At 66.5% G+C, this 7,760-nt stretch carries 6 protein-coding genes; 4 read left to right on the forward strand and 2 right to left on the reverse strand.

Going from position 1 to position 7,760, the window contains the following annotated elements; genetic code table 11:
- Positions 1 to 292 precede the first annotated feature (292 nt).
- Together H7007_RS09125 and H7007_RS09130 are read left to right on the forward strand one after the other, a co-directional pair.
- Positions 293 to 1,003: an HAD family hydrolase gene (locus tag H7007_RS09125; protein ID WP_287154918.1), complete on the forward strand. Its 711-nt coding sequence runs from the start codon at positions 293 to 295 to the stop codon at positions 1,001 to 1,003.
- A gap of 326 nt (positions 1,004 to 1,329) precedes the next feature.
- Complete coding sequence (locus H7007_RS09130) at positions 1,330 to 2,265, forward strand: carbon-nitrogen hydrolase family protein (protein ID WP_287154919.1); 936 nt, start codon at positions 1,330 to 1,332, stop codon at positions 2,263 to 2,265.
- 158 nt (positions 2,266 to 2,423) lie between these two features.
- On the opposite strand, the gene H7007_RS09135 is transcribed toward H7007_RS09130, so the two are convergent.
- Both H7007_RS09135 and H7007_RS09140 read right to left on the reverse strand, forming a co-directional pair.
- On the reverse strand, positions 2,424 to 3,509 hold the full coding sequence (locus tag H7007_RS09135; RefSeq protein WP_287154920.1) for a DUF3048 domain-containing protein: 1,086 nt from the start codon (positions 3,507 to 3,509) through the stop codon (positions 2,424 to 2,426).
- A 270-nt stretch (positions 3,510 to 3,779) separates the two neighbouring features.
- The gene (locus H7007_RS09140) at positions 3,780 to 4,628 is read right to left on the reverse strand and encodes an amidohydrolase family protein (protein ID WP_287154921.1); all 849 of its coding nucleotides are present in this window, start codon (positions 4,626 to 4,628) and stop codon (positions 3,780 to 3,782) included.
- A 414-nt stretch (positions 4,629 to 5,042) separates the two neighbouring features.
- Here H7007_RS09140 and H7007_RS13735 point away from each other — a divergent pair, with 414 nt between their 5' ends.
- Together H7007_RS13735 and H7007_RS09150 are read left to right on the forward strand one after the other, a co-directional pair.
- Positions 5,043 to 5,534 carry a HEAT repeat domain-containing protein gene (locus H7007_RS13735; RefSeq protein ID WP_287154922.1) on the forward strand — a complete coding sequence of 164 codons (492 nt, stop codon included), beginning with the start codon at positions 5,043 to 5,045 and terminating at the stop codon, positions 5,532 to 5,534.
- 278 nt (positions 5,535 to 5,812) lie between these two features.
- Positions 5,813 to 7,760: DUF362 domain-containing protein (locus H7007_RS09150; protein ID WP_287154923.1), on the forward strand; the 1,948-nt coding region annotated here is incomplete at its 3' end.

Consider the following 7,760-nt stretch of genomic DNA (forward strand, 5'->3'; position numbering starts at 1 on the left):
ACCACCCCGTCATCCTGAGGAGGCCAGGAACGGGTTGCCGGAACGGGGGTGGTCTCTTCGTGTTCGACCTGAAAGACATGACGAGAATCTGGTTGGGACACGAAGAGCATCCGGGTGGCATAGGAGTTAAAGGCCGAGACGATACGTCCGTCGATGATCGACTGCCCGTGCTGTTAGAATCAGTTCATAAGGCGGCACGGGGGCCAGAAGGAGGCCCATGATAAGGGCGGTCCTCAGCTCGCGGAGTGCCGCACGCAATGGAGGCCTTTAAACGGCGACCAAGGGAAGGCCCATGATCAAGGCGGTCTTTTTCGACGCGGGCAACACCTTGCTGTTGCCCCATCCCTCGGTGGAGGAGGTATGCGCCGAGGTCCTGCGTTCCCATGGCCTGCGGGCCGACCCGGAGGCCATCCGCAGAGGGCTGGAGAAAGCCGACCTCTACTACGAGGAACGCTACTGGGAGGACGACACCTTCTGGGCCTCCGAGGAGGAGGCGGCGGCCATGTGGAGCGAGATGTACGCCCTGGCCATGCGGGAGGCGGGGGTGGAGCCCTCCCGGGAACTGGGGAGGGAGCTCTACGAGGAGTTCGGGAAGGGAGACAGGTGGGCCCTTTACCCCGACGTGATGCCCACTGTGCATAGGCTTCACGAGATGGGGCTCCGTATGGGAATAGTTTCCAATTGGGACGTTCGCCTCCCCGGGCTCTGTCACCACCTGGGGCTCAGCCGCTATCTGGAGTTCGTCATCAGCTCGGCCAACCTGGGGCGCATAAAGCCGGAGGCCTCCATCTTCCGCGCCGCATTGGACCGGGTTGGCGTGCGGCCGGAGGAGGCGGTTCATGTGGGGGATCATTACTATGCCGACGTCCTGGGCGCGCGTTCGGCGGGCATCCGTCCCGTCCTTTTAGACCGCACCGGCCGGGCGGAGAACCCGGATTGCCCGGTGATAAGGAGCCTTTCCGAGCTTCCCGGGCTCCTCCTCACCGGCGCTCTGGAGAGATGAGGGCGCAGCGCGGGCTGCCTGAGCCTCGGGGAGCCGCCGCTCGGCGGGGGCGGCATGGATTTCCAACGACGGGCACTCTTGGAGGGCGTTTCGGACTGCGGGGTTTCCGGTGAGAGGCGGAGGGAGAGGAGGTCACGGTCATGAGGGTAGGCGCCGTTCGGACGGCTGTCGAGCGGGAGATGAAAGCCCCGCGACGCCGGGAGGAGTGAGAGGAAAGCGGCGCGTCTCGGCGGGGGCGGCATGGATTTCCAACGACGGGCACTCTTGGAGGGCGTTTCGGACTGCGGGGTTTCCGGTGAGAGGCGGAGGGAGAGGAGGTCACGGTCATGAGGGTAGGCGCCGTGCAGATGACCGCCCGGCTGGCGGACGTGGAACACAACCTGGAACGGGCGGAGAAACTGGTGGAGGAGGCCTTCTCCCGAGGGTGCGAGATGGTCATCCTCCCGGAGTTCTTCACCTCGGCGGTGGCCTTCCACCCGGACATGCTCCAGGCCGCGCTTCCCTTCGAGGGGCCCGCCCTGGAGATGCTCCGGGGAGCGGCCCGGCGCAACGGGGGTTATGTGGGAGGGTCGTTCATCGCTTCACGGGGAGGTGATAACTACAACACCTTCGTCCTGGCCTTCCCCGACGGGGACTATGCCGTCCACGACAAGGACCAGCCCACCATGTGGGAGAACTGCTATTACCTGGGAGGGAAAGACGAGGGAATACTCCAGACGCCGCTGGGACCGGTGGGGGTGGCCCTCTGCTGGGAGCTGGTGCGGACCCGCACGGTGCACAGGTTGCGCGGCAAGGTGGACCTGCTCGTGGGCGGGTCCTGCTGGTGGACGGTGCCCGACCGGGCCATCCCCCTGCCGGGCAAGAAGGAGGCCCACCGGCGCAACCTGGAGATCATGCGCCAGACGCCGGTGCGCATGGCCCGCATGTTGGGCGTCCCGGTGGTCCACGCCGCCCATGCCCAGGAATTCGAGGCCCGGATGCCCCTCCTGCCCGGCCTCCCCTACCGCTCCTATTACCTCGGGGAGACGATGATCGTGGACGCCACGGGCCGGGTGCTGGCTCGTCTCTCCCGTGAGGAAGGGGAGGGGGTCGCGGTCGCCGACATCCAGCCGGGAAGGGTGGAGCCCTCCGAGGAACCGCCGGACGGTTTCTGGATACCGGACCTGCCCTGGCTCATCCGCCTCGCTTGGTGGTACCAGAACCTCCACGGCGGGCGGTATTACCGCCGCGCCAAGCGGAGCGGGAGGCTGCGCACCGCATAGCCCCGGGCCTTCCGGGACGCCTCCTCGCACCGGACCTCCCCCGTCTCCTCCGCCTCGCCCGGCGGCACCGGGAGCTGCAGGGAAGGCGGTATTACCCCGCGGATGAGGAGGATGGGAAGAACGCGTTTTCCCGGGTGGAGGTTACTGATGCGCGAGACTCACTTATAGACCGCGCCGATGTCCTCCGTGACCAGGTGGATCCAGGTCTGGCCCGGGTGGAGGGGGATGTCCCTCCCGTTCTCGTCCAGGAACCGAGTGGGGGAGTTGCGGTTGGCCTTCTTCCAGGTGCCGTGGTAAACCTTGCCGCCGGTGAAGACCAGGCACTTGCCGCTCCCGATGACCTGCAGGTTGGGGGTCTCCGCGCCGGTCACGTCGTAGATGCCGCTTCCGGTCACGGTGATGAACTGCACGATGACGTTGCGCGGGGCTACCCGTTTTCCCGTCGTCAGGTCGGTGTGGGGGACGCCGTTTATGGAGCGCAGATAGGTATCCGTGGAGGCGTCGTACTGGTAGGAGGCGGCGCAGATAGTGGCCTTGTAGGGGATGTTGATGGAGGTCGCTTGAGATTGCGAGGCGCTCTGTGCTTCCTCCCCTTCTCCCTCCCCGGAATCGCCGCCTCCCGAGGTGAAGACCAGCCCGCTCTGGGGGAGTTTGTTGTAGGTGTCGCCGGTCTCCGTCAGGTACTGGCGGAGAAGGGCGGTGCTGGTGTACAGGTTGTGGGGTATCTTCCGCGTGCGGTCCCGCCAGAAGTGCACGGAATCCTCGGAGATGTACCTCAACCCCGCCGCCTTGACCATGGAGATGACCTGGCTGGCCCCTCCGCTGCAGATGAGTAGGGGGTCCAGGTAAAAGGTGATGTCGATGTCCGAAGGGCGGGCGCTGCGCGTGGGCCCGATGACCTGGGAATCCCTGGAAAGATAGACGCAGATGAAGCGGGTCACCCCGCCCTCGACCAGCTCCTCATAGACCAGGTCGGCGTCGATTATGCCGCTCTGTGGCCTGGCCTTGGGGTCGTTCTCCACCTTGACCGCCAGGGGGCGTCGGGTGAGGAGGTCCCAGGAGGAGACCTCCTCCCCGGTCAGGGGGTTCACGGGCGGCTCGTTCGGTTTCGGGGCCTGCTCACCCTCCCGCGACGACCTGGCCGGAGAGCAGCCGTAGAGGCCCACCGTTGCCGCGAGAAGGAGCAGGATCACGGACATCCCGGCGAGCGTCGATTTCCACCATGCGAACCGTTGCATCCTCATATCGCCTCTCCTTCACCCCACCTGAACGACTCAAAGGCTCCTGTCCGACTCCGTTGGCCTTCCTCTTGGAACGACGCCCTCCTTCTCCGGATGGGCGACCCGGCCGCCTTGTCCATTCTTGTTATTCACTCCCCCCTGATCCATGTCCTTCAAGGCCGCTTACCCGGGAGGTTGTTTCCCCCTCCCGGGCCGGTCAAGGGCGGCGGCGCTTCCGTGGCCGGGATCCGAGAAGGGCGTTCCGCCCCACGCCGTTGGCGATGACGCCGCCGCTCAAACCTTTGTGACGCCGAAGAGGCGGGCGGCGTTCCCGCCCAGGACCTCCTGCGCAAAGGGGGTATTTTCCAGTCCGTTGCGGGCGTCGGCGAGGGTGCGCCGATAGGGCAGCAGCGGATAGTCGGTGGCGAAGAGTATCTTCCCGCTCCCGGCGGCCTCCGCCGCCAGCCGGTAGATCCCGGAACGGTAGAGGAAGGGAGAGGCGGCGGTGTCGTAATACACGTTGCGGCACTCCTCGGCCACCTCGGGCATGAGCTCGTAGAAGAGTAGGCCGCCCCCCCAGTGGGGAAGGATGAAGACCGCCTCGGGATATGTCCTGACCAGGCGGTAAGCGGTTTCCGGGGTCACCGGGCCCTTGCCGGGGTAGGTGTGGCCCACGGGTTCGTTCACGTGCACCATGATGGGCACCCCGTACTCCACGGCCAGTTCCACGAGGGGGGAGACGAGCCCCTCGTCCAGGAGGTCGAAACCCTGAGGTTGCGCGTGCAGCTCGCCGATGCCCCTGGCCCCAGCTTCCAGGCAGCGCCGCGCTTCCTCCACCGCGGGACGGCCCCACCTGGGATTGGCCACGGCGAAGGGGATGAAGCGCCCGGGGTGAGAGGAGGCCACCTCCAGGATATAGTCGTTGTTCTCCGCGCAGGCCCGCAGGGTCATCCAGGGGAAAGGGCAGAGAACGGCGGCATCCACACCCTCGGAGTCCATCTCGGAGAGCATCTCCTCCGGGGAGACCATGCGTTGGCCTCCGGAGGCGAAGAGGAGGCGAAAGGCGATCTCCTCCTCGCTCACCGAGGCCGGCCTCTCCCTGGCGCGGGGAGGGAAAAGATGGGTGTGGGCGTCGATGATCAAGGTCCTGCTCCTCAACCTCACCCAATGGCGTACCCTATGGTTTCGCGCGCCGGCCGGGCCTCCGGCCAGGAAAATGATACGGGGATGGAGGGGGCTTGTCCAACCCTCCCTGCGTCGTCGCCTCCGCCTCCGGACTTTTCCGGGTGTTCCCTCACGTCCGTGACGATCGGCGCGGCGCATGTGCCGCTTTCCGGGAGAGGGAAGGCCGCGGGTGCGACCATCCCGGGGCCGCCTCGTGACGACATTTCCGGAAACCGGGCGGGTTGAAAGCTCCGTGGATTGTTTAAGGGTTTCCGTCGCCGCTGAGCTTATAATATGACTGACGAGAGCGTCTGCAGCCGACGGGTAACGCCTGGGATATCCGGGGTCGAGCCGTGGCCCGGGGGCCGCGGGGAAGCCGGGAGATGGAAAAAAGTGGGAAAAGTCCTTCTTTACCTCCTGACGGCCGTGGTGATCTCTCTGGCCATCTTCTCCATTTACCTCCTGGTGCGCATCGTGAAGGTATACCGCCGCGCCCGCACCCTGGAGATCATGCGCGGTTACGAGACCATCCTTTACGCCGCCCTGCCAAGGATATCCCCGGAGGAGGCCCTGCGTGACCTCCTGCGGGATCCCCATCCCGGTGCCCTGGAGGAGGTGCTCCTGAGGATGGGCGATCAGGCCGAGGGCCCCCTTAAGGAAAAGGTGGAGAAGCTCTACGGTCTGGCCGGCTTCACGGCCATGAGGATGAGGGAGCTCGACTCACGCTCTGCAGCCAGGAGAGCGGAAGCCGCCCGCCGACTGGGCAGGATAGGGGCTTCGGAGGCCGTGCCCCGGCTCAGGGACCTGCTGGGGGACGGGGATATGGAGGTGAGGCAGGCGGCGAGCCAGGCCCTGGAGAGGATGGAGCATGGTGGTAGGGCTTGAAATGTGGGGTTCGGTGAGGCCGAGCCGGCGCCTTTGAGGTGGAGACGGCGGCGGTGAGGACCGGCAAGGTGGGTCGGGGTCTCCGGGGGTTGTGGCGGGGTGGACGGGCGGACCGGCAAGGCCCGTCCCTGACGGCCTCGGACACGGGATGCCCCCGGCGTGCCCGGATGCGGAAAGTACGGCGGGGGAGAGGAAAAGGCTCGAGAGGGGGAGCGGCTTTGAGGGAGGAGAAGGTGAATGAGCCTAAGGTGAGTGCTGCAGGGAACCGCCCCCCGCAGATGAGGCCGCTGAGGCGGGCGGGGGGAAGGGTGCGCAGTCTTGTCTACCCCCTGTTCTCCCTTTTCTGTCTCCTTTGGCTGCTGTTGCGGAGCGGGCGCAAGCCCTCCCGCCTGCGCTATCCCTGCCAGCAAGCGGCCATGGTCCACTCGGGATGGATCCTCTCGCTGGGAGGGGCCTTCCTGGCCCGTTCTCTCGGGGCGCGCTTCCCGGGAAGGAAATGGATAATAATACCAATCATAGCCATTTTGCTGCTCTTTCCGCTGGTGGACTGGAGAGGGGCCACGGAGGCCGGTGTTCCGGCCGTGGAGCTGGACCTGGAAGCGGCCCGCTCCCGGGCCGCCGCCCTGGTGCCCGAGAGCTGGCAGGCCGCCGATGCCGACGACGCGCATCACCTTTTCGTCGTGGACCACGTCCCCGTGCCTTCGCAGGCCGACCCCCACCACCCGGGGGTGCGGGGCCTCATCCGCCTCATGTGGGAGGGTGGTTTGAGCTTCTACCGCAGCGACAAGTACTACCCGGGGGCCGGCCCCGACGGCATCATCGCCCGCGACGACGTCGTGCTCCTCAAGGTCAACGCCGCCTGGGACCAGAGGGGCATGACCAACACCGACCTGGTGAAGGGGCTGATAACCGCCATACTCGAGCATCCCGACGGCTTCACCGGGGAGGTGGTCATCGTGGAGAACTGCGAGGGAGGCCCGGACTACACGCAGCGCTACAACAACGCCGAGAACATCTACCAGTCCTTCCAGGCGGTGGTGGATTCCTTCGGCGACCCCTCGCGGGTATCGGCCTCCAGCTGGTGGTCCTTCACCGACAACGCGGTGTACGAGTTCGAGTCCGGCGACTACCGGCAGGGGTACGTCATCCTGGGGGACAACGTCTCCTACCCCAAGTTCATCACCGGGAGGGGGACCTGCATCTCCCTGCGCCGGGGCATATGGACCGGGAGCGGGTACGACAAGAGCAGGGTCAAACTCATCAACATCCCGGTGCTCAAGTCCCACCACCTGGCCGGGGTCACCGCCGCCCTGAAGAACTTCATGGGGGTCCCCAGCATCCACATGACCAGCAACGTGCATTACGACCTCCTCTACCGCGGCTTCATGGGGCGGATAATGAACCAGGTGATCTTCCCCGACCTGAACATCATAGACGCCATCTGGGTGAGCCCGGCCCATCCCGACGGGCCGGACGCCCCCTACTCCAAGGCGGTGCGCACGAACATACTCCTGGCGGGCACCGACCCCGTGGCCCTGGACTGGTACGCCGCCAAGCACGTCCTCTACCCGGTGAGCGGGTACGGGAGGCACGACCCGGACACGCCCTATACCGAGAACACCAACCCCTACCATGATGGGACCCGCAACACCGGTTACCCCTACAACGCCTTCCGCATCATGCTGGAGTCCACGGCCGGCGTCCTCGCCGCCGGGGGGCACGACGTCACCCTGGACCCGGCGCGCATGTCCGTGCACCGCTGGGATCTGAGCGAGGGGCTGGAGTGGTCCGGAGGCCACTGCGTCCTGGGCGCCGATTCCCCGCGGCAGGACTGGTACTTCGCCGAGGGGTGCACGCGGGAGGGGTTCGAGGAGTGGCTCTGCCTGCAGAACCCCGGGCAGGAGGGGGCCTCCTGCGCCCTCACCTTCCACACCGGGGAGGGGGAGGTGGTCCCCCTGCAGGTGGACCTCCCGCCCCACTCCCGCACCACCCTGAACGTCAACCACCTCCTGGGCCCGGGGAGGGACCTCTCCGTGCACGTCCACGCCTCCTCCCCCATCGTGGCCGAGCGCCCCATGTACTTCCTCTACGGCGGGCGCTGGTCCGGAGGCCACTGCGTCCTGGGCGCCGATTCCCCGCGGCAGGACTGGTACTTCGCCGAGGGGTGCACGCGGGAGGGGTTCGAGGAGTGGCTCTGCCTGCAGAACCCCGGGCAGGAGGGGGCCT

It is taken from the genome of Candidatus Solincola tengchongensis (assembly GCF_015711935.1).
In the GTDB taxonomy this organism is placed as follows: domain Bacteria; phylum Actinomycetota; class Geothermincolia; order Geothermincolales; family RBG-13-55-18; genus Solincola_A; species Solincola_A tengchongensis.

Coding starts and splice junctions, on each gene's coding strand:
- H7007_RS09125 (WP_287154918.1), top strand. CDS start 293: ATGATCAAGGCGGTCTTTTTCGACGCGGGCAACACCTTGCTGTTGCCC.
- H7007_RS09135 (WP_287154920.1), bottom strand. CDS start 3,509: ATGAGGATGCAACGGTTCGCATGGTGGAAATCGACGCTCGCCGGGATG.
- H7007_RS09130 (WP_287154919.1), top strand. CDS start 1,330: ATGAGGGTAGGCGCCGTGCAGATGACCGCCCGGCTGGCGGACGTGGAA.